This window comes from Pseudaestuariivita sp., from assembly GCF_052825805.1.
In genome coordinates this window covers 133827-158816 of record NZ_JBRBVB010000005.1, presented here as the reverse complement: position 1 = coordinate 158816, position 24990 = coordinate 133827, and the positions used below count along the sequence as shown (strand labels likewise).

Annotated in this window: 22 protein-coding genes; 11 read left to right on the top strand and 11 right to left on the bottom strand. The window is 66.1% G+C overall.

The features are described from left to right. Window positions 1–13 precede the first annotated feature (13 nt). The 9 genes from ACU0B3_RS08465 to ACU0B3_RS08425 all read left to right on the top strand — a co-directional run bounded on the left by ACU0B3_RS08465 (window position 14) and on the right by ACU0B3_RS08425 (window position 15118). Window positions 14–796, top strand: a complete 783-nt coding sequence (locus ACU0B3_RS08465) for an HAD-IIB family hydrolase (protein WP_446260411.1) — start codon at window positions 14–16, stop codon at window positions 794–796. Window position 797: 1 nt separating this feature from the next. Continuing rightward, a complete protein-coding gene (ggpS, locus tag ACU0B3_RS08460; protein ID WP_446260410.1) occupies window positions 798–2315 on the top strand; it encodes a glucosylglycerol-phosphate synthase in 1518 nt (505 codons plus the stop codon). A gap of 101 nt (window positions 2316–2416) precedes the next feature. Further along, complete coding sequence (locus tag ACU0B3_RS08455) at window positions 2417–4786, top strand: glycogen/starch/alpha-glucan phosphorylase (protein ID WP_446260409.1); 2370 nt, start codon at window positions 2417–2419, stop codon at window positions 4784–4786. Further along, window positions 4783–6963, top strand: a complete 2181-nt coding sequence (gene glgB, locus ACU0B3_RS08450; RefSeq protein ID WP_446260408.1) for a 1,4-alpha-glucan branching protein GlgB — start codon at window positions 4783–4785, stop codon at window positions 6961–6963. Before ACU0B3_RS08455 ends, glgB begins: the two co-directional genes overlap by 4 nt. A gap of 92 nt (window positions 6964–7055) precedes the next feature. Beyond that, window positions 7056–8288, top strand: a complete 1233-nt coding sequence (glgC, locus tag ACU0B3_RS08445) for a glucose-1-phosphate adenylyltransferase (RefSeq protein WP_446260407.1) — start codon at window positions 7056–7058, stop codon at window positions 8286–8288. After that, window positions 8267–9679 (top strand): glycogen synthase GlgA, encoded by a 1413-nt coding sequence (gene glgA, locus ACU0B3_RS08440; protein ID WP_446260406.1) that lies wholly within the window; start codon window positions 8267–8269, stop codon window positions 9677–9679. The genes glgC and glgA overlap by 22 nt, the downstream gene beginning before the upstream one ends. Then, a complete protein-coding gene (glgX, locus tag ACU0B3_RS08435; protein ID WP_446260405.1) occupies window positions 9676–11751 on the top strand; it encodes a glycogen debranching protein GlgX in 2076 nt (691 codons plus the stop codon). Before glgA ends, glgX begins: the two co-directional genes overlap by 4 nt. Continuing rightward, on the top strand, window positions 11748–13487 hold the full coding sequence (locus ACU0B3_RS08430) for a 4-alpha-glucanotransferase (RefSeq protein WP_446260404.1): 1740 nt from the start codon (window positions 11748–11750) through the stop codon (window positions 13485–13487). Before glgX ends, ACU0B3_RS08430 begins: the two co-directional genes overlap by 4 nt. Then, window positions 13487–15118 carry an alpha-D-glucose phosphate-specific phosphoglucomutase gene (locus ACU0B3_RS08425; protein WP_446260403.1) on the top strand — a complete coding sequence of 544 codons (1632 nt, stop codon included), beginning with the start codon at window positions 13487–13489 and terminating at the stop codon, window positions 15116–15118. Before ACU0B3_RS08430 ends, ACU0B3_RS08425 begins: the two co-directional genes overlap by 1 nt. A 204-nt stretch (window positions 15119–15322) precedes the next feature. On the opposite strand, the gene pcaD is transcribed toward ACU0B3_RS08425, so the two are convergent. The 11 genes from pcaD to ACU0B3_RS08370 form a co-directional block, all read right to left on the bottom strand. Further along, complete coding sequence (gene pcaD / locus ACU0B3_RS08420) at window positions 15323–16096, bottom strand: 3-oxoadipate enol-lactonase (protein ID WP_446260402.1); 774 nt, start codon at window positions 16094–16096, stop codon at window positions 15323–15325. A gap of 28 nt (window positions 16097–16124) precedes the next feature. Further along, entirely contained in the window at window positions 16125–17276 is a 1152-nt protein-coding gene (locus ACU0B3_RS08415; protein ID WP_446260401.1) for an alpha-hydroxy acid oxidase, read from the bottom strand. A 115-nt stretch (window positions 17277–17391) separates the two neighbouring features. After that, window positions 17392–18450 carry a 2Fe-2S iron-sulfur cluster-binding protein gene (locus ACU0B3_RS08410; protein WP_446260400.1) on the bottom strand — a complete coding sequence of 353 codons (1059 nt, stop codon included), beginning with the start codon at window positions 18448–18450 and terminating at the stop codon, window positions 17392–17394. Further along, entirely contained in the window at window positions 18443–18805 is a 363-nt protein-coding gene (locus ACU0B3_RS08405; protein ID WP_446260399.1) for a nuclear transport factor 2 family protein, read from the bottom strand. Before ACU0B3_RS08405 ends, ACU0B3_RS08410 begins: the two co-directional genes overlap by 8 nt. A gap of 13 nt (window positions 18806–18818) precedes the next feature. Further along, a complete protein-coding gene (gene paaD, locus ACU0B3_RS08400; RefSeq protein WP_446260398.1) occupies window positions 18819–19313 on the bottom strand; it encodes a 1,2-phenylacetyl-CoA epoxidase subunit PaaD in 495 nt (164 codons plus the stop codon). Next, window positions 19307–20050: a 1,2-phenylacetyl-CoA epoxidase subunit PaaC gene (gene paaC / locus ACU0B3_RS08395; RefSeq protein WP_446260397.1), complete on the bottom strand. Its 744-nt coding sequence runs from the start codon at window positions 20048–20050 to the stop codon at window positions 19307–19309. Before paaC ends, paaD begins: the two co-directional genes overlap by 7 nt. Continuing rightward, window positions 20050–20337 (bottom strand): 1,2-phenylacetyl-CoA epoxidase subunit PaaB, encoded by a 288-nt coding sequence (paaB, locus tag ACU0B3_RS08390; protein ID WP_446260396.1) that lies wholly within the window; start codon window positions 20335–20337, stop codon window positions 20050–20052. Before paaB ends, paaC begins: the two co-directional genes overlap by 1 nt. After that, a complete protein-coding gene (locus ACU0B3_RS08385) occupies window positions 20334–20756 on the bottom strand; it encodes a nuclear transport factor 2 family protein (RefSeq protein ID WP_446260395.1) in 423 nt (140 codons plus the stop codon). The genes paaB and ACU0B3_RS08385 overlap by 4 nt, the downstream gene beginning before the upstream one ends. Then, window positions 20749–21207 (bottom strand): DUF3291 domain-containing protein, encoded by a 459-nt coding sequence (locus ACU0B3_RS08380; RefSeq protein ID WP_446260394.1) that lies wholly within the window; start codon window positions 21205–21207, stop codon window positions 20749–20751. The genes ACU0B3_RS08385 and ACU0B3_RS08380 overlap by 8 nt, the downstream gene beginning before the upstream one ends. A gap of 83 nt (window positions 21208–21290) precedes the next feature. After that, a complete protein-coding gene (gene paaA / locus ACU0B3_RS08375) occupies window positions 21291–22274 on the bottom strand; it encodes a 1,2-phenylacetyl-CoA epoxidase subunit PaaA (RefSeq protein ID WP_446260393.1) in 984 nt (327 codons plus the stop codon). Between the two features lie 102 nt (window positions 22275–22376). Beyond that, window positions 22377–23117 carry a PaaX family transcriptional regulator C-terminal domain-containing protein gene (locus ACU0B3_RS08370; RefSeq protein ID WP_446260392.1) on the bottom strand — a complete coding sequence of 247 codons (741 nt, stop codon included), beginning with the start codon at window positions 23115–23117 and terminating at the stop codon, window positions 22377–22379. Between the two features lie 69 nt (window positions 23118–23186). Between ACU0B3_RS08370 and paaI the strand changes: the two genes are divergently transcribed. Continuing rightward, complete coding sequence (paaI, locus tag ACU0B3_RS08365) at window positions 23187–23621, top strand: hydroxyphenylacetyl-CoA thioesterase PaaI (RefSeq protein ID WP_446260558.1); 435 nt, start codon at window positions 23187–23189, stop codon at window positions 23619–23621. Next, a complete protein-coding gene (gene paaK, locus ACU0B3_RS08360; protein WP_446260391.1) occupies window positions 23618–24892 on the top strand; it encodes a phenylacetate--CoA ligase PaaK in 1275 nt (424 codons plus the stop codon). The genes paaI and paaK overlap by 4 nt, the downstream gene beginning before the upstream one ends. The last annotated feature ends 98 nt before the right edge of the window (window positions 24893–24990 follow it).

The following is a 24990-nucleotide window of genomic DNA, read 5'->3' as shown; positions in this document are numbered from 1 at the left end:
GAAAGGGGCTGACATGACTGCCTTAGAGACAACAGCGGACGCCGCGCACAGGTTCTACCTGGCCACGGACCTCGACGGGACGTTTCTCGGCGGCACACCTGAGGCGCGCGAGCGGCTCTACAACTGGATCGAGGACAACCGCCAAAGTGTCGGGCTGATCTTTGTGACGGGGCGCGATCCGGGTTTTATCCACGAGCTATGCGACCTTTACGGCCTGCCGATGCCCGAATACGTGATCGGTGACGTTGGCACGACCATCGCGCGCGTGGTAGATGACGTGATCCTGCCGATGCACGCGCTCGAGGCGGAGATCGCCAAGGCATGGGACAATGCCGGTCCCAAGGTGAAGGGCGCCCTGGCGCACATCCCCGGGCTCAAGCCGCAAAAGGGGCTCTTCCGCTACCGTATGAGCTTTCACATGGACCCGGTGACGTTCGAGGTGCACCGCGACCGGGTGATCGACACGGTCACGCAGATGGGCCTCGATTGCCTCGTCTCGGACGACCAGTTCGTCGACGTTCTGCCGCGCGGCGTGAGCAAGGGGCCGTCTCTTCTGCGTCTGCTGAAGCACCTCGGCGTGCCGCACGGCAACGTGCTGACGGCGGGTGACACGCTCAACGACCTGTCGATGCTGACGCTGCAGACACCATCCGTCGCCGTCGGTCTTTCCGAGCCGGCCCTGATCCCCGCCCTGAAAGATGCGCCGCGCACGCATTTCGCCGAAGCCCCCGGCGCCGCAGGCATTGCCGAAGCGATCCGCGCATTTGATCTTCACCCCAACCCCCTGAGGAGCTGACATGTCGTCCGACCTGGTCATCGTCTACCACCGCCAGCCTTACGAAGAGGTTGAGGAGCACGGAAAGACCGTCTTTCGGGAGAACAAGAGCCCGAACGGCATCGTCCCGACGCTCAAGAGCTTTTTCGGGCGGGTCGACCACGGGGCGTGGATTGCGTGGAAGCTGGCCGAGGACGTAAAGAACCCCGGCTTCGAGCAGCGCATCGAAATGAACGATGTCTACGGCAAGTATACCGTTTCGCGGTTGCCGCTCACGTCAGAGCAGGTGCGCGAGTTCTATCACGTGACCTCCAAGGAGGCGTTCTGGCCGATCCTGCACGCCTTCAAGGAGCGGTATAACTACGACCCCGTCGACTGGCAGAACTTTCGCGACGTGAACCGCGCCTTTGCCGAAGCGGCGGCGGCGGAGGCGGCGCTGGGCGCGGTTGTGTGGGTGCACGACTACAACCTGTGGCTGGTGCCGGGGTACCTGCGCCAGATGCGCCCGGACCTCAGGATCGCGTTCTACCACCATACGCCCTTCCCCTCGGCGGACATGTTCAATGTGCTGCCCTGGCGGCGCGAGATCATCGAGAGCCTGCTGGCCGCAGACATCGTCGGCTTCCACATTCCGCGCTATGCGGCGAACTTTGTCAGCGTCGCGCGCTCGCTCCTTGACGTGACCGAAGTGGCGCGCGCCAAGGTGCCGGACCAGTGGATCAACGAAGGCACCGGGCTGACCGAGCGGTCGGTGACCGAACGGCTCGAGCACAACGGACGGGAGGTCCAGGTCTCCGTCGCGCCGGTGGGCGTGGACGTCGATTTCATCGAAGAGCGAGCAGCATCCAAGGAGACCGCGCGGCTGGGTGCCGACATCGCGGCCGAGCTGGGTGATGCGCGGCTGATCCTGTCCGTCGGGCGCACCGACTACACCAAGGGCGGCGTCGAACAGCTGCAGAGTTTCGAGCGCATCCTCGAGGCGCACCCGGACTTGCACGGCAAGCTCCGCCTGATGCACGTCTCGGTCAGCGCCAACCGCGGGATGGAGGTCTACGCCGCCGTCCAGGACGAGATCGAGCAGACCGCAGGGCGCATCAATGGCCGCTTCGGCAAGCTCGGCTGGCAACCGGTGTCGCTGATGTCGAACGCGGTGCCGTTCGATCAGCTGATCGCCTATTACCAGCAGGCCGCCGTGGCGTGGATCACGCCGCTTGCCGACGGGATGAACCTCGTCTGCAAGGAATTCATCGCGAGCCGCACGGACGGCAAGGGCGTTCTCGTGCTGTCGGAGTTTGCCGGCGCTGCCGTCCAGCTTTCTGCTGCCGTACTGACCAACCCCTATTCGCACCGCTCGATGGATCATGCGATCCTGGCCGCGCTCGAGATGTCGGACACCGATGTGCGCGCCCGGATGGAGGCGCTGCGCGAAGCGGTGGCGCGTGATGACATCGGCGCCTGGGGAGACTGGCACCGCATCGCGTTCGAGGACGTTGCGCACGCCCCCGCGCCGCGCGACCAGGCGTCGCGTCTGTCGGCGTAAAGTCACGCAAAGGGAACGGCGAATCGGGGTGTCTTGCAACTTCCCGCAAAGCCGCGTCATACCTTCGTCTTCGAGCAAACGAGACAACAAAGGTGCACGGGATGGCACGTGATATCATGGATGACGGATTTGACCTCGCCGCAGGTGCAGAGCGCCATCTGGCCCTGACCCTGGGCTTGGCGTCGCACGAGGCCGGGCCTCAAGCCTGGTGGCAAGCGTTAGCGCTCACAGTGCGGGACCGGGCCGCTGCGACGTGGCTCGACGGGCAGGCCGCGGCGAAAGATGCCAAGGAAGTCAATTACCTCTCGATGGAGTTCCTGGTGGGCCGTCTTCTGGAAGACGCACTCACAAACCTTGGCCAGACGGACGCGGCACGCGCGCTGCTCGAGCGGCACGGGCAGGACTTTGACACGGTGATCCGCCACGAGCCCGACGCCGCCCTGGGCAATGGCGGACTGGGCCGGCTGGCGGCGTGTTTCCTCGAATCACTCTCGACGCTGGGCTGTCCCGCCTACGGCTACGGCATCCTTTATGAGCACGGGCTCTTCAAACAATCCTTTGCGCGCGGGCGTCAGGCCGAGGCGGCTGAGACGTGGCTTGCCGAAGGCTCGCCCTGGCCGATGGCCCGCCCGCACCGCGATCAGCTGATCGGGTTTGGCGGCACCGCAGGCGACGCGGGCTGGTGGCCGGACGGCGCGGTGATCGCGCAGCCGTCGGACATGCCGGTCGTGGGCTGGCAGGGCAAATGGGTCAACACGCTGCGGCTCTTCTCCGCGCGCCCCGTGATGCCCTTCGATCTGACGCGGTTCAACGCGGGCGACTATGCCGGCGCCGCCGAAGGCGAGGCGCTCGCGCGGACGATCAGCCGCGTGCTTTACCCCGACGACACCACGCCCGAGGGTGAGGAGCTGCGGCTCAAGCAGGAGTTCTTCTTCACCGCTGCCGCTTTGCGCGACATCCTCGACCGCTTCCAGTCGCGCGGGCACAAATGGGACGCGCTCCCGGATCTCGTGGCCGTGCAGATGAACGACACGCACCCCGCCGTGGCAGGGCCCGAGCTGGTGCGTCTGCTCACCGACGAGCACGGCCTGCCGTTCGAAGGCGCAATGGACCTCGCGCAGCGCACGCTCAACTACACCAACCACACGCTTCTGCCGGAGGCTTTGGAGCGGTGGGGTGAAGGGCTCTTTGGACGTCTCCTGCCGCGCCATCTCGACATCGTCGCGCGCATCGACGCGGCACATGCCAAGGCGCATCCGAAACGGACGGTTTCGGTGCTCGAAGGCGGCGAGGTCAAGATGGGCGAGCTGAGCTTCATCATGGCCAATCGCGTGAACGGCGTCTCGGCGCTGCACACCGGCCTGATGCGGGAGACGGTCTTTGCCGAGCTCGACCGCCTGCATCCCGAGCGCATCCTCAACCAGACCAACGGCGTGACCCCGCGCCGATGGATCAAGACCTGCAACCCGCGCCTGTCGAGCCTTGTGACCGAGGCGATTGGCGATGGCTGGGTGGGCGATCTGGAACAGCTCGCTCAACTCGAACCGCATCTGGGCGACAGCAGCTTTGCCGAGCGTCTCGCCGAGGTGAAGCGCGCCAACAAGACAGAGCTGACGGACTGGATGGCGGACGCCCACGGCGTCGACGTCGACCCGGCGATGATGTTCGACGTGCAGATCAAGCGCATCCACGAGTACAAGCGCCAGCACCTCAACATCTTTGAAACCATCGCGCTTTGGCAGGCGATCAAGGACGACCCGAACGGGAACTGGACGCCGCGGCTCAAGGTCTTTGGCGGGAAGGCGGCGCCTGGGTATGTGTTCGCCAAGGAGATCATTCACCTGATTAACGCGGTGGCCGAAGTGGTGAACGCCGACGAGACAACGCGCGATCTGCTGCAGGTGGCGTATCTGCCGAACTACAACGTGACGATGGCCGAACGCCTGATCCCGGCCTCGGACCTTAGCGAGCAGATCTCCACTGCGGGCAAGGAAGCCTCCGGCACCGGCAACATGAAATTCGCTTTGAATGGAGCGCTGACCATCGGCACGCTCGATGGCGCGAATGTCGAGATCCGGGAACGGGTCGGGGCGGAGAACTTCTTCCTCTTTGGCATGACCGCCGAGGAGGTTGTGGCGCGCCGCGAGGTCGAGGGCCATGCGCGGAAGGCAGTGGACGCCGATGCGCGCCTGACGGCAGCGGTCGAGGCGGTCAGCAAAGGCACCTTTGGTCCGCATTTCGACAGCATCGTGGAGAACCTGACGGGGCCGGACTACTTCCTCGTCGCGTCCGACTTCACCGACTATTGGCGCGCGCAGCGCGAGGTGGACGCGGCCTACGCGGACCAGACAGCGTGGACCAAGATGGCGGGCCTCAACATCGCGCGCTCGGGCTGGTTCAGCTCGGACCGCACGATCAAGGGGTACATGGCCGACATCTGGGGCGCCAAGAGCCTGTTGGAGAGCGCATGACGGACCTGCCGTTCAGCGAGGAAGCAAGTCAGGCGCTGATCGAAGGGCGGCACGGTGACCCGTTCTCCGTGCTCGGGCCGCACAAGGTGGGGCGCACGCGGTATGTCTGCGCCTTTGATCCCGGCGCGGCGCAGATGTGGGGGAAGGCGGGTGGCAAGAAATACCCGCTCGATCCGGTGCCGCATCGGCCGGGGCTCTTTTGGGGCAAGGTTGCAGGCGCCAAGCCTTACACGCTCATCGGAGACAACGGTCTCGGCGGGCAGTGGGAGGTCGAGGACCCCTACCGCTTTGGTCCGGTGCTGGGGGAGATCGACGAGTACCTGCTGGGCGAAGGCTCGCATCAGAAGCTGTGGCACACGCTCGGCGCGCATGTGCGCGAACACGAAGGTGCGCACGGCACGCATTTCGCGGTCTGGGCGCCGAACGCGCGGGTGGTGTCGGTCGTAGGTGACTTCAACGCCTGGGATGCCCGACGGCATGTGATGCGCAAGCGCGGGGCGACGGGGGTCTGGGAAATCTTCCTCCCCGGCGTTGGCGATGGTGCGGCGTACAAATACGCGATGACCGGGCCGAATGGAGAGCGCCTGCCGCAAAAGGCGGACCCGGTAGGGTTCGGCTCCCAGCACCCTCCGGAGACGGCAAGCATCGTGCGCGACATCCGCGGCTATGGCTGGGACGACGCCCAGTGGATGGGCGAGCGGGCAGGGCGCAACGCCCGCACCGCGCCGATCTCGGTTTATGAAGTGCACCTCGGGAGCTGGAAGAGGCGGGAGGACGGACGCCCGATCTCCTACAAGGAAGCTGCCGTCGAGCTTGTGGACTATGCCAAATGGATGGGCTTTACCCATCTCGAGCTTCTCCCGATCAGCGAGTTCCCGTTTGACGGGTCCTGGGGATACCAGCCCGTGGGCCTCTATGCGCCCACGATCCGCTTTGGTCCGCCGCATGAGTTCCGCGATCTGGTGAACGCGGCGCATGAGGCGGGGCTGGGCATCCTGCTCGACTGGGTGCCGGGGCATTTCCCTACCGACGATCACGGTCTCGGCAAGTTCGATGGCACGGCGCTTTACGAGCATGCCGACCCCAAGGAAGGCTTTCACCAGGACTGGAACACGCTCATCTACAATTATGGGCGGAAGGAGGTGACGAACTTCCTCCAGGCCAATGCGCTTTATTGGTTCGACGAGTACCACATCGACGGGCTGCGGGTGGATGCGGTGGCCTCGATGCTCTACCGCGACTATTCGCGCAAAGACGGCGAGTGGATCCCCAACAAGGACGGCGGGCGCGAGAACTACGAAGCGATTGCCATGCTCCAGGGCATGAACGTGCAGAGCTATGGCGCGCACGAGGGGATCATGACGGTGGCGGAGGAATCGACCTCCTACCCCGGTGTGTCCCGCCCGGTCGACCAGGGCGGCCTGGGGTTCGGGTACAAGTGGAACATGGGCTGGATGAACGACACGCTCGAATACATCCAGGAAGACCCGGTGCACCGCAAATACCATCATCACAAGATGACCTTCGGGATCGACTATGCGTTCTCCGAGAACTTCATCCTGCCGATCAGCCATGACGAAGTGGTGCATGGCAAGGGCGCGATGCTCGAAAAGATGCCGGGCGACGATTGGCAAAAGTTCGCGAACCTGCGCGCCTACTATGGGTTCATGTGGGGGCATCCGGGGAAAAAGCTGCTCTTCATGGGGCAGGAGTTCGCGCAGCGCCGCGAGTGGAACCATGACGCCTCGCTCGACTGGGGTGCGGCACAGGGCGGGATGCACCGGGGCGTCCAGCTGTTGGTGCGCGATCTGAACACGCTCTACCGCGAGACGCCCGCCTTGCATGTGAAAGACTGCGAGCCCGAGGGCTTTGAATGGATCGAGGGCGGGGATACCGCGAACTCGGTCTTTTCCTGGGTGCGCCGCGGCGGTCCTGATGACCCGGAGGTGGTGGTGCTTGCCAACTTCACCCCCGTGGCGCGAGAAGGGTACAAGATCGGCATGCCCTCGGCGGGCCATTGGCGCGAGGTGCTCAACACCGACGCCGAAATCTACGGCGGCAGCAACAGCGGCAACTACGGCGGCGTCGAGGCGTTCGAGGGGGAAAGCCACGGACAGCCTGCCCATGCCACAGTGACACTTCCACCGCTCGGGGCGGTGTATCTCGTGAGAGACTGACGACAGGGCCGCGCCCGAGAGCGGCTCACCTGACGTACCCTGGGAGGGGAAAGACGATGGCAACTCCAGCACCGCGGCTTGCAAGTCGCACCATGGCTTTTGTTCTGGCCGGAGGACGTGGCTCGCGCCTCAAGGAGATGACCGACACCCGGGCCAAACCGGCGGTCTATTTCGGTGGCAAGACACGGATCATCGACTTTGCCCTTTCCAACGCGCTCAACTCCGGCATCCGCAAGATGTCGATCGCCACGCAGTACAAGGCGCACTCGCTGATCCGGCACTGCCAGCGCGGCTGGTCGTTTTTTCGCGCCGAGCGGAACGAGTATCTCGACATCCTGCCCGCCTCACAGCGGGTGAGCGAGGACAAGTGGTACCTCGGCACCGCCGACGCCGTCGCGCAGAACATCGACATCGTGGACAGCTATGACGTCGACTACGTGCTGATCCTGGCGGGCGATCACATCTACAAGATGGATTACGAGCTGATGCTGCAGCAGCACGTGGACACCGAGGCGGACGTGACTGTCGGCTGTCTCACCGTGCCGCGGATGGAGGCAACGGCCTTTGGCGTGATGGATGTCGACGAGACCGACCGCATCACCGACTTTGTCGAAAAGCCCGCCGATCCGCCGAGCATCCCGGGTGACCCGGATCATGCGCTGGCCTCGATGGGGATTTACGTCTTCAAATGGACTTTCCTGCGCGAGCTGCTGTTGCGGGACGAGGGGGATGCCGAGTCCAAGCATGACTTTGGCGGCGACATCATCCCCTACATCGTCGCCAACGGCAAAGCGCAGGCGCACCGGTTCACCGACAGCTGCGTCAAGCACGCGCCAGGCGCCGAAGCCTATTGGCGCGACGTCGGCACGATCGACGCCTACTGGCAGGCGAACATCGACCTGACCGACTTTTCCCCCGAGCTGGACCTCTGGGACCGCAACTGGCCGATCTGGACCTATGCCGAGAGCGTCCCGCCGGCCAAGTTCATCCACGACGAGGAGGACAGGCGCGGGCAGGCGGTGTCATCCATGATTGCGGGCGGGTGCATCATCTCGGGGACCGAGATCCGCAACTCGCTGCTTTTCACCAACGTGCACACCAACTCCTACGCGCAGATGGAGGGCGTCGTCGCGTTGCCCGACGTGGTCGTGGGCCGGCATGCGCGGCTTTCCAAATGTGTGATCGACCGGGGCGTGCACATCCCGCAGGGCCTTGTCGTCGGCGAGGACCGGGAAGCGGACAAGGAATTTTTCCGCGTCTCCGAAGGCGGCGTGACCCTGATCACAAAGGCAATGATGGACGCATGGAACGTCAAGAACGGATAGCGGTCCTCTCGGTCACCTCCGAATGCGTGCCGCTGGTCAAGACCGGCGGTCTCGCGGACGTCGCGGGCGCGCTTCCGGGGGCGCTTGCGCCTTTGGGCGTCGAGATGCGGACGCTCCTGCCGGGCTATCCCAAGGTGAAGGCGCGGGTGACCGGCAAAGAGGTTGGCGCCTGGCCGATGTTCGGCGGCACCGCGCGCGTGCTCGAGGCGGATCACGAGGGGCTGCACCTCTACATCCTCGACGCGCCGCATCTCTTTGACCGCGAGGGCGCGATCTACACCGGGCCTGACGGCGAAGACTGGCCGGACAATCCCGAACGCTTTGCCGCGCTCTCGCTTGCGGCGGCGCTGATCGCGACCGAAGGGGTGGGCGGCTGGCAGCCAGAGCTGGTGCATCTGCACGACTGGCAGGCGGGCCTGACTCCAGTATATCTCCGCCAACGCGGCGCAAGCGCCAAGACCGTGATGACGGTGCACAACATCGCCTTTCAAGGGATGGCCTCCGCCGATCACGTCGAAAAGCTGCACCTGCCGCCCGAGGACTTTACCCAAGGCGGGTACGAGTTCTGGGGGCAGGTCTCCGCCCTCAAGGCCGGGCTCACCTATGCCGACAAGATCACGACCGTCTCGCCCACCTACGCGCGCGAGCTGATGACGCCCGAGTTCGGGATGGGCCTCGATGGTCTCCTCCAGCACCGCGAGGGGGATCTGAGCGGCATTCTCAATGGCATCGACCTCGACGTCTGGGGCGCGCCCTACAAGACCGCCCGCGGCAAGGCCAAGCACAAGGCAGCCCTCCGCAAGGAGTTCGATCTGCCCGACTGGGATGGCCCGCTTTGCACGGTGGTCTCGCGCCTGACGTCGCAAAAGGGGCTGGATGTCCTGCTCGATGCGCTGCCGGTGCTGACGGACAATGGCGGGCAGATGATCCTGCTCGGCTCTGGCGATCCTACCCTCGAAGCGGCGTGGAAGGCCCGCGCTGAAGAGCATCCCGGTGTCGCCGTCTTCATCGGCTATGACGAGGCGCTCTCGCACCGCCTCATCGCGGGTGCCGACGCGATCCTCGTCCCCTCCCGGTTCGAGCCCTGCGGTCTCACCCAGCTCTACGGCCTGTCGCACGGCACCTTGCCCGTGGTCGCCCTCACCGGAGGGCTTGCCGACACCGTGATCCCGCTGACGCCAGCCACCGAAGTCAAAGGCGTCGCCACCGGCTTCCAGTTCACCCCCGTCAGCGCCCACGCGCTCGCCGGCGCGCTGCGGCAGGTGGTGGAGACCTACCGCGACACCGCCCTCTGGGCGCAGATGCAAAAGAACGCGATGGCGCATCCGGTTGGCTGGGAGACATCGGCCAAAGCCTACGCCGCGCTTTATCAGGACCTGATCCACGCATGAATTTCGAAATGATCGCAGGCCGTCCCGAGCCGCTCGGGGCGACCTTTGACGGGCAGGGTGTGAACTTTGCCGTCTTTTCCGACAACGCCGCGCGCATCACGGTGTGCCTCTTTTCGGAGGACGGGACCGAAGAGCTGCAAAAGCTCGACCTGCCCGAACACGAAGGCGGCATCTGGCATGGCTACGTGCCTGGCCTGCGTCCCGGCCAGCTTTATGGCCTGCGCGCGGACGGTCCCTACCGGCCTGTCGACGGCCACCGCTTCAACCGCAACAAGCTGCTCATGGACCCCTACGCCAAGCGCGTGACGGGGCATCCCGACTGGGACGACGCGCTCTTTGGCTATGCGATGCGCTCGTTTCACGAACGCCCCGACCGCCGGGACAGCGCGCCCTACATGCCGCGCTGCGTGGTCGAAGATCCCCAGCCCTTCGACCGCACGAACGCGCCGAACACCCCGCTTGAGGAGACGGTGATCTACGAGGCGCATGTCAAAGGCATGACCGCCGCGCGGACCGACGTGGAACATCCCGGCACCTATGCCGCGCTGGCCTCCCAGCCGATGCTCGACCACCTAACCGATCTGGGTGTGACCGCGATCGAGCTCTTGCCGGTCCACGCCTTCCTCAACGACCGCTTTCTGGTCGACAAGGACCTGACGAACTACTGGGGGTACCAAAGCCTCAGCTTCTTCGCGCCCGAGCCGCGGTACATGGCGGGCAATAGCCTGACCGAGTTCCAGGACATGGTGCGCCGGTTCCACGGCGCCGGGATCGAGGTGCTGCTGGACGTGGTCTACAACCACACCGGGGAGGGGGACCACCAGGGTCCCACGCTCTCGTTCCGCGGTTTGGACAATTACGCCTACTACCGGCTGGCGCCCGACCGGAGGCACACGATCAACGACACCGGCACGGGCAACACGATGAACGTCGAGCACCCAATGGTGCTGCGCATGATCCTCGACAGCCTGCGCTACTGGGTGCAGGTGATGGGCGTCGACGGCTTCCGGTTCGACCTCTGCGCGACGCTTGGCAGGACGCCGCAGGGGTTCGACCGCAACGCCGCCTTCTTCGACGCGATCCGGCAGGACCCGGTGCTCGCCGGGGTCAAGCTCATCGCCGAGCCGTGGGACATCGGGCCGGGCGGGTACAACCTCGGCGGCTTCCCCCCGCCCTTTGCCGAGTGGAACGACAAGTACCGCGACGGCGTGCGCCGCTTCTGGACCGGGGAGCCGGGCCTGATCCCCGACCTGGCCAACCGCCTGACGGGCTCGGCGATCCAGTTCGACCACTCGCGCCGCCACGCCACCGCCTCGGTCAACCTCATCACGGCGCATGACGGGTTCACCCTCATGGACGTGGTCAGCTACAACGAGCGCCACAACCACGCCAACGGTGAGGACGGACGCGACGGACACGGCGCCAACCATTCCGACAACATGGGCGTCGAAGGCGAGACGGACGATCCGAGGATCCTGGCCGCGCGCGCGCAGCGGCGGCGCAACCTCTTTGCCACGCTGATGCTCAGCCAGGGCACGCCGATGATGCTCGGCGGGGACGAGATCGGGCGCACGCAATGGGGCAACAACAACGCCTATTGTCAGGACAACGAGATCAGCTGGCTCGACTGGGAGCAGGCTGACGGCGCGTTTCTCGCGTTTGCCAGGGAGATGATCGCCTTCCGCAAGGCGCACCCGATCCTGCGCCAGAAACGGTTCCTGCACTCGCGCGAGCGGCGCATCGACGGGGTCTGCGACCTCTTTTGGTGGCGGCCCGACGGAACCCCTATGGAGGAGGACCACTGGCACGACGAGACCTGCCACGTCCTTTGCGCCGAGATGCGCACCGCCTCAGGCACCCCGCTTTACGCGGCGCGCGAAGAGGCGCTGTTTCTCGTGTTCAACGTGGGCGATGCCGTCGAGGTGACCCTGCCCGAAGCGCAGGAAGGCTGGGTCTGGCGCTGGCGCATTTCGACCGATCAGGAGAGTGGCGTGCCGGCCTCGCCCGACCTCGGGGAGACACTCGACGTGGCCGCCCATTCGGTGGCCGTTTGCGTGTTGGAGCGCCCGTGACCACGATCCTGCCGAGCTACCGCGACGTGACCGGCGCGGTCCGGCGCACGACGCCCGCCACCCGCGCCGCCTTGGCCGAGGCAATGGGACCGGCCACCGACCCTTCGATCGACTGGCGGGTCTGCACCATCGGCGCACGTCCCGAGATCGCCGACCCCTGGACGCTGACGTTCGAGGATGGCGGCGCCGAAAGCGGACAAGGCTTGCTACCCCCGCTGCCGCTCGGACGGCACAAGCTGTCCCACGCCGGCAAGACGACCTGGCTCCTGACCGCGCCCGAGACCTTGCCCCTGCCGCCTCGCGACTGGGGCGTGATCGTCCCGCTCTACGGCCTGCGCCGCGCTGGCCTCGCCACGTATGCCGACCTTGGCACTGTCGCCGAAGCGGCCGCTGAAGCAGGCGCGGGCTTTCTCGGCCTCAACCCCGTGCACGCCGGCTTTCCCAGCGATCCGGCGATGATCTCGCCCTACTCGCCCTCGCACCGCCGGCGGCTCAACCCGCTCTTCCTCGAGGCCGGCAAAGCAGGTACAGGCACGCCGCTCATTGACTACGCCTCGGACGTCCCCGCCCGGATGCACGCCCTCCGCGCGCAGTTCGCTCCGAACGATCCTGCTTTCCTCACGTGGCGCGCCGCGCAGGACTCCGCACTCGAACGCTTCGCCACCTACGAAGCGCTCGCCGAAACTCACGGCCCCACTTGGGACAGCTGGCCCGCAAACACCGGCACTCCCGACCTGGACGCCGTCACCTTTCACGCCTGGCTCCAATGGCGCGCAGAGACCGAGCTGACCGACGCCCAGTCGCGCGCCACCGCCGCCGGCATGCGGTTCGGGCTCTACCTCGACCTCGCCGTCGGCACGCACCCCTACGGCGCGGAGACATGGGAGGACCCAGACGCCTTTGCCCGCGGCGTCTCCCTCGGCGCGCCGCCAGACGCCTTCTCCCCGGACGGCCAGACCTGGGGTCTTGCGCCCCTCAATCCGCGCCACCTGATCGAGACGGGATTTGCCGCGCTTGCCGAAACCCTGCGCGCCCAGCTGCGCTTTGCCGGGCTTTTGCGGATCGACCACATCCTTGGCTTCGAGCGCGCCTTCTGGGTGCCGGAGGGCGGCGATCTGCCCGGCGCCTACGTCCGCATGCCGCGCGAGGCGATGCTCGCCGTCGCCCGGATCGAAGCCGCACGCGCTGGTGCAACGCTGGTGGGCGAGGACCTCGGCAACGTGCCAAACGGACTGCGCGCCGCGCTTTCCACGTCCGGCCTCCTCGGCTGCGCCCTTACCATGTTCGAGCGAACTGCCAAAGGCCCCCGCCGCCCGCAACACTACCGCGAAGGCACGATTGCCAGCTTCTCCACTCACGACCTGCCGACGTTTCAAGGCTGGAAGGCCGGCACCGACCTCGACGCCTGGGCGTCCCTCGGCGGCTTGAAGGGCGACGCGCTTGAGCAGGCACGCAAAGAACGCCGTGACCAGTTGGCCGAGCTGGCCGAAGTCATGGGCGGCAACTCCCTGCAACATATGAAGGCCTTCCTCGCCAAGACCCGCGCGCGGCTCGTCGCCGTGCAGGCCGAGGACCTCCTGTCGCTCACCGCCCAGCCCAACCTGCCGGGGACGATCACCGAACATCCCAATTGGCGACGACGCCTGGGGATAGACCCCGAGGGCTGGCACCGACTAGAAACGCTTAACGACACAGGCGCGATCATGCGCGCCGCAGGACGCAACGGAGCGGTTTGATGCAGATCACCACCATCCCCACCACCCCCATCGACGGCCAGAAGCCCGGCACCTCCGGCCTGCGCAAGAAGACAACCGTGTTCATGCAGCCGCACTACCTAGAGAACTACGTTGAGAGCGTGTGGACCGGAATCGGCCGTGTAGAGGGCAAGACCCTCGTGCTTGGCGGGGACGGGCGGTATTTCAACGACCGCGCCTGCCAGGTGGTGATGCGCATGGCCGCCGCCAGCGGCGCGGCGCGCGTCATCGTCGGACAGGGCGGAATCCTCTCGACCCCTGCCGCCTCCAACCTCATCCGGCAGCGCAAGGCAGACGGCGGCATCATCCTCTCGGCCTCCCACAACCCCGGCGGGCCTGACGCCGATTTCGGACTGAAGTACAATTCCGCCAACGGCGGCCCCGCGAATGAAGAGATCACCGCGCGTATCTATGCCGCCACGCAGGAGGTCTCCGAATACCATATCCTCGAGGCACAGGACGTCGACCTGTCCGCGCTGGGCGAGACGGCGATGGGCGACATGACCGTCGAAGTGGTCAACCCCGTCGCCGACTACGAGGCGCTGATGGAGCAGCTCTTCGATTTCGACGCCATCGCATCGATGATCGCGGGCGGCTTCCGCCTGCGCTTTGACGCCATGCACGCCGTCACCGGCCCCTACGCCCACGCCATCCTCGAGGACCGGCTCGGCGCGCCCAAGGGCTCCGTGGTGAATGGTACCCCGAGCGAGGATTTCGGCAAGGGCCACCCCGACCCCAACCCGATCTGGGCCAAGGACCTGATGGACGTGATGATGGGCGACAATGCCCCCGACTTCGGCGCGGCCAGCGACGGGGACGGCGACCGCAACATGATCGTCGGGCGCGGCATCTACATCACGCCCTCGGACTCGCTCGCCGTCCTCTGCGCAAACGCCACCCACATCCCGGCCTATGCCTCTGGCCTCGCCGGTGTCGCCCGCTCCATGCCCACCTCCGGCGCGTCCGACCGGGTGGCCGAGGCACTTGGCATCGAGGCCTTCGAGACCCCGACCGGGTGGAAGTTCTTCGGCAACCTGCTCGACGCCGGCCGCGCCACGATCTGCGGCGAGGAAAGCGCCGGCACGGGCTCCGACCACGTTCGCGAAAAAGACGGCCTCTGGGCGGTGCTTGCCTGGCTCAACATCCTGGCGGTCCGCCAGCAATCCGTGGCCGAGATCATGCAAGATCACTGGAAGACCTACGGCCGCAACTACTATTCCCGTCACGACTATGAAGCCGTTGAAACAGACCGCGCCAACGCCTTGATGGACGGCCTGCGCGCGCGCCTCGCCGAATTGCCTGGAACCTCCGCCTCTGGCCTCACGGTCAGCGCCGCCGACGAATTCTCCTACACCGACCCCGTGGATGGGTCGGTGTCCTCCGGCCAGGGCCTGCGCATCTGGTTCGAAGGCGGCGCCCGCGTCGTCTTCCGCCTCTCGGGCACCGGCACCGAAGGCGCCACCATCCGCGTCTACCTCGAACAGCTCGAGACAGACCCCGCCAACCTCGCCGCCGACGCGCAAGACGCGCTTGCATCGGTCATTGCCGCAGCCGACGAGATCGCCGGTATTGCAAAGCACACAGGCCGGGATGCGCCTGACGTGATCACCTGACTTTTGATGCCTGCGATGCGTCACCTTCGGGAGCCTCCGGCGGGGAGTGAGCAAGCTTCCCGGAAACGCTCCAGTGGAGCGTTTCGCCTGTGAACGGGCGGAGCCCTTAGCCAGAAGAAGGACGAGGGTCCGCTTCAGCTTCATCTTCCGAGATAAACTCCGGGGGGCGCGAAGCGCGGGGGCTGGCCCCCTCCACGGGCAAAGCTAGGCGTTGAGCGTCGACTGGATCGCGGCGATCACCGCATCGGGTGTCTCTATGCAGGGCAGATGGCCGACGCCGGGCACTTCGCTGTAGCTGGCACCGGGGATGGCGTCCGCAAGCGCCTTGTTCAGAGCCGGCGGCGTCGCCTGGTCATCGCCGCCGACGAGAACGTGGCAAGGTTGCGTCAGGTGCGGTGTCTGTTCGCTCAGGTCGCAGTCGCGGATCGCGCGGCTGACATCGGCATACCCGGCGTTCGAGATGGTGCAGAGCATGGTGCGGTAGCCTGCAAGTTCCGTCTGGCGCGTCTTCTTGAAGCTTGCGGAAAACCAGCGGTCCATGACCGCGTCGGCCATGGCTTCGGTGCCGCCCGACTGCGCGATCTCGATCCGCTCGTTCCAGATGGCGTCCGTGCCGATCTTCATCCCCGTATCCATCAGCACCAGCCGCGCCGCGAGGTCGGGGCGCGCATGGCCCAGCTGCTGGGCGATGAGCCCGCCAACCGAGACGCCGCAGATCAGTGCACCAGAAAGGCCCAGGTGCTCCATCAAGGCGGCGAGGTCTTCTGCGAGGATGGCGATGGAGGTCGGGCCATTGCCGCTCAACCCGTGCCCGCGCTTGTCGATGCGCAGCACCGGGTGGTTCGGGAACCCGGCCACGACGTCATCCCAGATGCGAAAGTCCGTGCCGAGCGAATTGGCAAAGACGAGCGGCGTGCCGTTTCCAGAGGAATAGGCGTAGTGCAGGCTCACGCCATCGCGGTCAAAGAAGGTCGGCATCCGTGTCTCTCCGTTGTGCTGTGCGCGGTCAGGCCGGCACCGGCTCCACCAGACGCGAAGCGAGCTGGTCCAGCCGCGTGCATCCCATCTGGCTCATGTTGGCCTGCATGTCGGCGCGCAGGATATGGTTCAGGTGGTCGATCCCCTTGGCGCCAAACGCGGCGACGGCGTAGTGCCATGCGCGGCCGAGCATCACGAAGTCCGCCCCCCACGCGAGCGCCCGGCAGATGTCGAGCCCGCCGATCACACCGCTGTCGAACACGATCGGCACGTCGGGACCGACCGCCGCGCGCACCTTGGGAAGCTGGGTGATGGAGGCGGGGCTCGCCTCGAACTGGCGTGCGGAGTGGTTTGAGACCCAGATGCCGTCGACGCCAATGTCGACCAGCGCTTTGGCGTCTTCGGGGACCATCACGCCTTTGACCAGCAGGTCGCCGTCCCATTCTTCGCGCACGCCCTTGATGTAGTCCCAGTCGGGCCATCCCCGGATCACGCGGCCCGCGTGGATGAACTTGTCTTTGGTTCCGGTCGCCTGGATGTAGTCGTCCATGAACTTCATCCGCGGCGCGCCCTCGGGCAGCATCTTGAGGCACCACGTCGGGTGCAGCGCCATGGTCCAGAGCGTCGGCAGGTTCATCACCGGCGGCATCGAAATCAGCGCGCGGCGCTGGCGCTCGCGGCGGCTTTCGCCCGGCACGTCTACGGTCACGATCAGCTTGGTAAACCCGGCCTCCTTGATCCGCCGGATCATGTCACGGCGGATCTCGACGTCGCGCACCGGGTAGTGCTGGTACCAGCCGTTGTTCCCGACATGCGGTCCGGTGTCCTCCGGCGCGGCGACGGCGACGGTGCTTTGCGAGAACGGGATGTTGTGGCGCACGGCAGCTTGCGCCAGCAGCCGCTCCGCCCCCGGCCAGATCATCCCCGACATGCCGAGCGGCGCGATCCCGAAGGGCGCGGCAAAGCGTTGCCCCATGAAGTCCGTCTCGAGCTCGGCTTCGATCAGCCCGTGCAGGATTTGCGGCATGAACTGGATCGCATCGAGCGCATCGCGGTTGATTTGCGCACCCAGCTCGCGCCCCGTCGCGCTGTCGAGGTACTCAAAGGCAAACTTGGGAAGGCGGCGCTTGGCCCGGCGGCGCAGGTCGCTGAGGGCGGGATACTTGAGGTCGAGGTCCATGCCCCTTTCCTGCCGCGCGCACGGCGCCAAGGGAAGGGTCTTTGGCACCGGCGGATGCAAAAAACGAGGCGGCAGGTCTCAGTTTTCTGCTAATCGAGACAGGATTTCATGCCCGCTAGACCGCGTCGAAATCGATGGCAACGCGGGGCGACACCGGGCGCATCTGGCAAGCAAGCATGAAGCCGGCCTCGAGCTCCCAGGGTTCGAGGGAAAAGTTCTGGATCATCTCCGCCTGCCCTTCGGTCAGCTTGCAGCGGCAGGTGGCGCACATGCCGTTGGCGCAAGAATAGGGGATGTCGAGCCCGGCGTTTTGCGCGGCGTCGAGGAACGCCTCGCCCTCCTTGAGGCGCACGGTCCGGCGCGCGCCATCAAGCACCACGTCGACCGCAGCGCCCTCGGGCATCTTCCGCGCGGGTGGCGTGCGCATAGGCGTCGAGGGGGTGAAGAGCTCATAGCGGATGCGCTCTTTCGGCACACCGAGCGCTTCGAGCGCGGACGAGGCCGCCTCGATCATCGGCTGGGGACCGCAGATGTAGATCGCATCGTAGAGCAGTGGCTGGATCAGGCCCCGGGTCGCCATCGTGTCGATCTTTTCCGCGTCGAGCCGACCGTTGAAGAGCTCCACGTCCTGCGCTTCCTCGTCCATCACGTGAGTCAGGAGGAAACGTGTCAGGTAGCGGTCCTTGAGGTCTTCGAGGGCCGTGCGGAACATCACCTGATCGGTGGAGCGGTTGGCGTAGGCGAGGGTCACCGTGCTGCCCGGTTCGCCGTCGAGCACGGAAGTCGCGATGGAGACCATGGGCGTGATGCCCGAGCCCGCGGCAAGCAGCAGGTAGTCGTGCTGGCCGCCGACGGGCGCAGTGAAGCGGCCCTGGGGGACCATGACGTCGATCTGATCGCCGGGGGTGAGGCTCTGGGCAAAGCTCGAAAAGGCGCCGCCGTCGATGCGCTTGATGCCGACGGCCAATGTCTCGGACCCAACCGGCGCGCAGATCGAGTAGCTGCGGCGGGTGTCCTGACCGTCCACCTCTGCGCGCAGGGTCAGGTACTGGCCAGGGGTGAAAGCATACGCCTCCCTCAGCGCCTCCGGCACGGCAAAGCGGAGCTCGATGGCGTCGGCGGTGTCCCGGCGCACATCGGCAATGGTCAGCGTGTGAAAGCGGGGCCTAGTCATGATGGAAGAGCTTGGCTGTGATCCGCCAGGTACCGTCCTCGTTCAGCAGGTGAAAGTGGTTGACGAAGGCCATGCCGTAAAGATTGTCTTCGTGCAGCTCGGCAGTTGCGATGCGCCCTGTGACGGAGATGCCGACGATCTCCCCGGCGTAGGGGTCGGGCGCGTGCGGGTTCGCCTCGAGATGGGCGTAAAAGGGGTCAGGCGATCCTGCCAAAAGGTTCGGCCCGAGGTAGCCGGCCATGACGGCATTCGGGTGAAACACCTCTTTGAGCTTGGCGATGTCGCGGTCCTTGGTGCCCTGGATGTAGTCCTGGATCACGGCGGTGATGGCTTGCGCGTCGGCGGTGCGGGTCATGGCAGGGGTCCTTTCAGATGCACTTGAAGTAGTCGAAGGGTTCGGCGCAGGCGCGGCACTGGTACTGCGCCTTGCAGGCGGTGGAGCCAAATTCGGAAAGCTTGGCCGTGTCGGATGACCCGCATTGCGGGCAGGCGACGATTGGGTCGGTGAAGAGCGCGCCTTTGCCGGAGCCTGCGACGGGGGGTGCGATGCCGTAGGCGCGCAGCTTTTCACGGCCTTCGGGCGTGATCCAGTCGGTGGTCCAGGCGGGGGAGATGACGCGCTCGATCCGTGCCTCGAAGCCTGCATCGAGGAGGGCTGTTTCGACGGCCAGTTCGATGGCAAGCACGGCAGGACAGCCGGAGTAGGTGGGTGTGACTTCGGCCACGGCGACGCCGTTTTCGAGCCTGACGCTGCGCAAGATGCCGAGGTCGGCGACGGTCACGCAAGGGACCTCGGGGTCGGGGACGGCGGCAGCGGCCTTCCACGCGCGGGCCGCGTCGAGGGAGTGGACGGCGGCTACCATGTCAGCCCCGGATGCGCGCGCTGGACGTATTGCAGCTCGGCGAGGAGGGGGCCCATATCCTCGGTATGGATGCCGTTGCGGCCACGCGGCTGGGGCTTTTGCATGTCGGGCCACGGGAGCAGGGCCGCATCGAAGATGGGCCGCAACGTGTCGGTGAAGTGGGTCTGGAGCGCGCCGCGATCCGGGAGCCGCTCGTCGGGCTCCGGGGAGCCCGCCTCGCTGACGAAGAGCTCCGGCACATACGGCCAGAGGTCCTCCCGCGCGTCGCGCGTGCGGCGGGTGCTTTCCTCGGTCCCGTCGCCCAGCCGGATCACCCACTCCGCCGAGTGCCGCAGGTGGTAGCGCGTCTCCTTGGCTGCCTTGGCCGCGATGCCGTGCAGGGTCGCGTCGATCTCGGGCATGGCCTGCCAGTAGCCGTCCATGAAAGCCGAGAAGAAGAGCTGCCGCAGCATCGTATGCGCAAAGTCGCCGTTTGGGCGTTCGCAGATCAGCAGGTTGCGATAGTCCCGTTCGAGCCGCAGGTAGGCGAGCGCGTCCTCGTCCCGGCCCTTGCCTTCAAGCGTGCCAGCATAGGTATAGAGCGCGCGGGCCTGGCCGATCAGATCGAGCGCGATGTTCGGCAGGGCCAGGTCTTCCTCCAGCATGGGCGCATGGCCGCACCATTCGCTGAGGCGATGCCCGAGGATCAGGTGATCGTCGGCGAGCGCAAGGACGCGGTCAAAGAGCGGGTCCGCCATCACATATGCCCCACGTCATCGGGGATGTCGTAGAAGGTCGGGTGGCGGTAGACCTTGTCATCCGCCGGGTCGAACATCTCGGACTTGTCGGCGGGGTCGGAGGCTGTGATCGCTGCCGATGGCACGACCCAGACGGACTGTCCCTCTCCGCGGCGGGTGTAGACGTCGCGGGCGGCTTGCAGGGCCATCTCGGCGTCGGCGGCATGCAGCGAGCCACAGTGCCGATGCGCAAGACCGTTGCGCGGACGGATGAAGACTTCCCAAAGCGGGATTTCAGAGCGGCTCATCGCGGGTCTCCTGTGGTGTAGCCCTCGCCGGCGTAGGGAAAGGTCGGCAGTTCGGACACCGCTTGTCCCGAGGCGCGCGGCTCGGGGTAATGGTTCCAGATCAGCCGGATGCGGGACGCGTCGTCGAATGCGTACCATTCGGTCCCGCGGTGGCGTTCGCCCGTGCCGTAGCGCGTCCATTCGGCGACGGCGGTGGTCTCGTCCACGAGCAGGCGTTCGATCACCCAGTGCGAGTTCGAGCCTGCGACAGAGGCGGACCAGCGGTCCGCTTCGGCGTCAGGGCCGTGGACCGCGCCGCTTGGGTGATGGTGCTCGAAATCAGGGGCGAGGCACGCGCGGAACCCGTCGCGCGAGGCGCCGTTGCAGGCGGCGTAATACGCCTCCACCGTTGCGCGGTTTGCGGCGATGCGGTCAGGCACAGCGCTCGGCTTTCCAAAGGGGGGCAGAGGTCAGGGCTTCCCAGCCGAAGACGGTTTCCGACGGCCCTTTTAAGGCGAGCTGGTCCAGCTTGGCTTCGGCCTCGGCGATGTCGGGCAGATGCTTGTCCGCGACGGTCCACATGGCGAAATGCGGGCGTTCCAGCACAGGAAACCAGGTGGCGCGCTTTTGGTAAAACTGCACGTGCAGCGTGCCGAAAACGAACTTTTCAAGGGCCTCGGTGCTCTCCCAGACGCTGACGTTCGGGATCAGGCTTGTGTCGCGCATCTGGATGGAGGTCGCGTTGCCGTCCTCGCTTTTCAACCGCCAGACAAAGCCCGGCATGCGCTCGGCGAGCGCGTTGATCCGGTCGAGGTTGTCCACGAACTCGGCGATGCGGGGATCATCGAGGGGGTAGCGCGGGCGGGCGACGTTGATCTGGGCAATGGGCATTTGGGTGCCTTTGGTCGGGTGTCGCGAGAGGCGGTGAGAGGCCCCGGATCAAGTCCGGGGCGGTGTCGCTTGCGTCTGGCGAACTATTCCGCGGCCAGCGCGCGGGTCTTGCGCTTTTCGGCGTGGGCGAGGGCGGCTTCGCGAACCCAGGCGCCGTCGTCCCACGCTTTCTTGCGGGTCTTGATGCGGTCGCGGTTCATCAGGCCATTGCCTTTGACGACCTGCCAGAACTCCTCCCAGTCGATCTCGCCGAAGTCGTAGCCGCCTTTCTCCTCGTTCCATTTCAGGTCCGGGTCGGGCAGGGTGAGGCCGATTTTCTCGGCCTGAGGCACGGTGGCGTCGACGAATTTCTGGCGGAGGGCGTCGTTGGTGAAGCGCTTGATCTTCCACGCCATCGACTGGTCGCCGTGCTGGCTGTCGGCGTCCGACGGGCCGAACATCATCAGCGACGGCCACCACCAGCGGTTGAGGGCGTCCTGCGCCATCTCTTTCTGCTCGGGCGCGCCTTGCGCCAGCGTCATCATCAGCTCGTAACCCTGGCGCTGGTGAAAGCTCTCCTCCTTGCAGACGCGCACCATCGCACGGGCGTAGGGGCCGTAGGAGCAGCGGCAGAGCGGGACCTGGTTCATAATTGCCGCGCCGTCGACCAGCCAGCCGATCGCGCCGATGTCGGCCCAGGTGAGCGTCGGGTAGTTGAAAATCGAGGAGTACTTGGCCTTGCCGGACAGCAGCTCTTCGGTCATCTGCTCGCGGGTGATGCCGAGCGTTTCAGCCGCAGCATAAAGGTAAAGGCCGTGCCCGCCCTCGTCCTGCACCTTGGCCAGCAGCGCCGCCTTGCGGCGGAGCGTCGGGGCGCGGGTGATCCAGTTGCCTTCGGGCAGCATGCCGACGATCTCGGAATGGGCGTGCTGACCGATCTGGCGGATCAGCGTCTTGCGGTAGGCCGCGGGCATCGCATCCTTTGGCTCGATCTTGTCGTCCGCGTCGATGCGCGCCTGAAAGGCGGCGAGGAACTCGGGCGTCTCTTCCGTCTCGGTTTTCGCGCCGATGAGACCTTGGGAATACATGGCTGGACCCTCCGCTAGCTTGCGTGTTTATATGTTACGAAATGGGGTCAAGGCAACGGATTTCGTAACATGTGCGGCGGTGAGGCACAGTTTGTGTGGCGATCAGGTGAAGCGCGCAGCGGCTCCGGGGTCGTCTTGCGCGAGCGTCCTGTAGTGCACCTTGAGCAGCGCGTGCGCGCGCACGCCGGGCCATTCGTTCGGGACCAGACCGCGTGGGAGGCGCGGGTGGCGGAGGATCAGCCGGCGCCAAGGGTGGATGAGCAGAACGCGCAGGGCGGTGCGATCCAAGGGCGTGAGGCCGGAGGTGTCGAGTGTCTCGAGCAGAGTCGCAAGAGCGCTGTAGCCTTGGGTCAGCTCGCCCGGCAGAGCTTCGTCCGTGACCCAGCTTGGCAGGGCGGAGGGTGCTCCGGTGATGGACAAGGCTTTCATAGGTACAGGCGCATCGCTGCACCCGGGCAGGAGCTTTGCGCCTCGCACTTCAAAGCCGGGACCTTCCGAGCCGAGGTCCAGACGCCAGTTCGGATCGGTGGACACAAACAGCGGGTCGTAGATGCGTTGAGTAGCAGGGAGGAAGGCGGCCTTTCCCTCATCGGTGAGCGCATAGGTCGAGGTCCGCCCTTGCCGCGCGCTTTGCACCCATCCGTCGGAGGAGAGGCGGGAGAGCGCCGTGCGCACGGCCCCGGCTTCCACCTCCAAGAGCGACATGATCTCGATCAGCTCCCCCGTGCGCGCTACCCCTCCACGCGGCTGGATCACGTCGCCAAACACCGTAACCAGCACCGACCAGACGCGCAGGCGGCCGTGCGCGTGCAGGTGGCAGACAAAGGGATCGAGGGCGCTCATGCCCGGTGGCTTGCGCGGATCACGGGGGCGCGTCAAGACTGTGCGCGAATTGGGATGGAGGGTCTGCCGATGGAGCCGGACGCGACAGCCGCCAAGGTGGCGGAGCTGATGTGGAGCGCCGATCAGGCGAGCCAGGCGCTTGGGATGCGGATCGTTGAAGTCGCGTCAGGCCGGGCGGTTCTGGAGATGACCGTCGCGACGCGGCACCTCAACGGGCACTGGACCTGCCACGGCGGGATGATCTTTTCGCTGGCCGACAGCGCCTTTGCCTTTGCCTGCAATTCGCACAACCAGATGGCGGTGGCGCAGCATTGCTCGGTGACGTTTCTGGCGCCGGGCCGGGAGGGCGACGTGCTGACCGCCGACGCGCGGGAGGTCACGACCGCTGGGCGCTCCGGGCTCTACGACGTGACCGTGACCCGGCAGGACGGCACGCGCATCGCCGAATTTCGGGGCCATTCACGCACCATCCCCGGCACGCATTTCGAGGAGGAGACGACATGAAGGACCTCAGCCCCCGGCCCGGTGATCTTGACCCGATCGAGACGGCCTCGCGCGACGAGATCGCGGCGCTCCAGCTGAGCCGGATGAAGGCAACGCTGGCCCATGCCTACACCAACGTCCCGCATTACAAGGCGGCGTTTGAGGCTGCTGGCGTCCACCCGGACGATCTGACGACGCTGGAGGATTTGGCGAAGTTCCCCTTCACCGTGAAGAGCGATCTGCGGGACAATTACCCCTTTGGCATGTTTGCCGTGCCCCGGGAGCAGGTGGTGCGGGTGCATGCTTCGTCCGGGACGACGGGCCAGCCGACGGTGGTGGGATACACCCGCAACGATCTGGCGATGTGGGACGAGGTGGTCGCCCGGTCCTTGCGCGCCTCAGGGCTCAGGGCCGGTGACGTACTGCACAATGCCTACGGCTATGGGCTCTTCACCGGGGGGCTGGGCATTCACGGCGGGGCGGAGCGTCTGGGTCTGACCGTGGTGCCGGTCTCGGGGGGCATGACCGAGCGGCAGGTGCGGCTGATCGAGGACTTTGGCGCTGCTGGGATCACGGTGACGCCGTCTTATTGCTTGTCGATCCTTGACGAGTACCGGGCGCAGGGGAGGGATCCCGCGCAGAGCCCGCTCAAGGTTGGCATCTTTGGCGCCGAGCCCTGGACCAACGCGATGCGGCGCGAGATCGAGGAGGCGTTCGACATGCACGCGGTCGATATCTACGGCCTGAGTGAAGTCATCGGGCCGGGTGTCGCGAACGAGTGCGTGGAGACCAAGGACGGGCTGCACATCTGGGAGGACCACTTCTACCCTGAGATCATCGACCCCGAAACGGGCGCGGTGCTGCCGGAGGGCGAGCTAGGGGAGCTTGTGTTTACCTCGCTCACCAAGGAGGCGTTTCCGATCATCCGCTACCGCACCCGCGATCTGACCCGGCTCTTGCCTGGCACGGCGCGGTCGATGCGGCGGATGGAAAAGGTGACGGGGCGCAGCGACGACATGATGATCGTGCGCGGCGTGAACGTCTTTCCGACGCAGATCGAGGAGGAGATCCTCAAGGTCCCGGGTCTCGCCGCGCATTTCCAGGTGGAGCTGTCGCGGGACGGGCGCATGGACATGATGCGGGTCAAGGTCGAGGGGCCAGAGGCCGCGGGCCGTGCGCTCGCCGAGGGAATCAAAGCAAACGTAGGCGTGACCTGCGTTGTGGAGGCCGGGACCGAAGGCACCGTGCCGCGCTCGCAGGGCAAGGCGGTCCGGGTCGTCGATCTGCGTTAGCGCTGCTCGTCGGCCCTTTCGGGCCGCCTCGCGGTGTTTCGCGCAGGTTTCGGGTCGCTTGGCTGTGCCGGCCTGCGTAGGTTGAGCGCAAAGGAGAC

Excerpts from the sequence above, each read along its gene's own strand:
- ACU0B3_RS08405 (WP_446260399.1), bottom strand. The coding sequence starts at position 18,805 with ATGACCCGCACCGCCGACGCGCAAGCCATCACCGCCGTGATCCAGGAC.
- ACU0B3_RS08410 (WP_446260400.1), bottom strand. The coding sequence starts at position 18,450 with ATGACTAGGCCCCGCTTTCACACGCTGACCATTGCCGATGTGCGCCGG.
- paaB (WP_446260396.1), bottom strand. The coding sequence starts at position 20,337 with ATGAGCCGCTCTGAAATCCCGCTTTGGGAAGTCTTCATCCGTCCGCGC.
- pcaD (WP_446260402.1), bottom strand. The coding sequence starts at position 16,096 with ATGCCGACCTTCTTTGACCGCGATGGCGTGAGCCTGCACTACGCCTAT.
- paaK (WP_446260391.1), top strand. The coding sequence starts at position 23,618 with ATGAAGGACCTCAGCCCCCGGCCCGGTGATCTTGACCCGATCGAGACG.
- paaC (WP_446260397.1), bottom strand. The coding sequence starts at position 20,050 with ATGGCGGACCCGCTCTTTGACCGCGTCCTTGCGCTCGCCGACGATCAC.
- paaI (WP_446260558.1), top strand. The coding sequence starts at position 23,187 with ATGGAGCCGGACGCGACAGCCGCCAAGGTGGCGGAGCTGATGTGGAGC.
- ACU0B3_RS08415 (WP_446260401.1), bottom strand. The coding sequence starts at position 17,276 with ATGGACCTCGACCTCAAGTATCCCGCCCTCAGCGACCTGCGCCGCCGG.
- paaA (WP_446260393.1), bottom strand. The coding sequence starts at position 22,274 with ATGTATTCCCAAGGTCTCATCGGCGCGAAAACCGAGACGGAAGAGACG.
- glgC (WP_446260407.1), top strand. The coding sequence starts at position 7,056 with ATGGCTTTTGTTCTGGCCGGAGGACGTGGCTCGCGCCTCAAGGAGATG.
- ACU0B3_RS08425 (WP_446260403.1), top strand. The coding sequence starts at position 13,487 with ATGCAGATCACCACCATCCCCACCACCCCCATCGACGGCCAGAAGCCC.
- ggpS (WP_446260410.1), top strand. The coding sequence starts at position 798 with ATGTCGTCCGACCTGGTCATCGTCTACCACCGCCAGCCTTACGAAGAG.
- ACU0B3_RS08465 (WP_446260411.1), top strand. The coding sequence starts at position 14 with ATGACTGCCTTAGAGACAACAGCGGACGCCGCGCACAGGTTCTACCTG.
- paaD (WP_446260398.1), bottom strand. The coding sequence starts at position 19,313 with ATGGTAGCCGCCGTCCACTCCCTCGACGCGGCCCGCGCGTGGAAGGCC.
- glgB (WP_446260408.1), top strand. The coding sequence starts at position 4,783 with ATGACGGACCTGCCGTTCAGCGAGGAAGCAAGTCAGGCGCTGATCGAA.
- ACU0B3_RS08455 (WP_446260409.1), top strand. The coding sequence starts at position 2,417 with ATGGCACGTGATATCATGGATGACGGATTTGACCTCGCCGCAGGTGCA.
- glgX (WP_446260405.1), top strand. The coding sequence starts at position 9,676 with ATGAATTTCGAAATGATCGCAGGCCGTCCCGAGCCGCTCGGGGCGACC.
- ACU0B3_RS08380 (WP_446260394.1), bottom strand. The coding sequence starts at position 21,207 with ATGCCCATTGCCCAGATCAACGTCGCCCGCCCGCGCTACCCCCTCGAT.
- glgA (WP_446260406.1), top strand. The coding sequence starts at position 8,267 with ATGGAACGTCAAGAACGGATAGCGGTCCTCTCGGTCACCTCCGAATGC.
- ACU0B3_RS08370 (WP_446260392.1), bottom strand. The coding sequence starts at position 23,117 with ATGAGCGCCCTCGATCCCTTTGTCTGCCACCTGCACGCGCACGGCCGC.